This is a genomic window from Alphaproteobacteria bacterium (genome assembly GCA_025800285.1).
GTDB lineage: Bacteria > Pseudomonadota > Alphaproteobacteria > JAOXRX01 > JAOXRX01 > JAOXRX01.
Genome location: JAOXRX010000061.1, coordinates 1 through 547, shown reverse-complemented (window position 1 = coordinate 547; position 547 = coordinate 1). Strand labels below are relative to the sequence as shown.

Genomic DNA, 547 nt, shown 5'->3' with positions numbered 1-547 from the left:
TTATGGTCCTACAACCCCCTATGCAAGCATAGGGTTTGCCCTAATCCGCGTTCGCTCGCCGCTACTAACGGAATCTCATTTGATTTCTCTTCCTCTGGTTACTGAGATGTTTCACTTCACCAGGTTAGCCCCTCGAAAGGTAACATATGTCTCCATATGCTGGGTTGTCCCATTCGGAAATCTCCGGATCAAAGCCTCTTGACGGCTCCCCGAAGCTTATCGCAGTCTAGTACGTCCTTCTTCGCCTCTTACAGTCTAGGCATCCACCATTAGCCCTTAATAGCTTATTATAAAGTTAATCTTTCGATTAACCGCTTTTTTGAATAATTATTCCTTGGCTACTATCTTATTAAACATATTCGCTTAATAAAACAGTTGTGTCTATCTATATTGATGTTATAAATTTCTTTATAACTTTAGATATGAAATTTTTTTGTTTTTTTTAAATCATCTTCATACGAAAGATATTGATTTAAACGAAAAAATTAAAGACTTTAACATTAAATTTTTAAATAACATTGTTGCTTAAAAAAACTAAAGCTTTTTC

Annotated in this window: 1 rRNA gene; it reads right to left on the bottom strand. The window is 35.3% G+C overall.

From position 1 onward, the window contains the following. Positions 1-290: ribosomal RNA gene (locus tag OIF36_03155) — 23S ribosomal RNA — on the bottom strand; the annotation flags it as partial. Positions 291-547 lie beyond the last annotated feature (257 nt).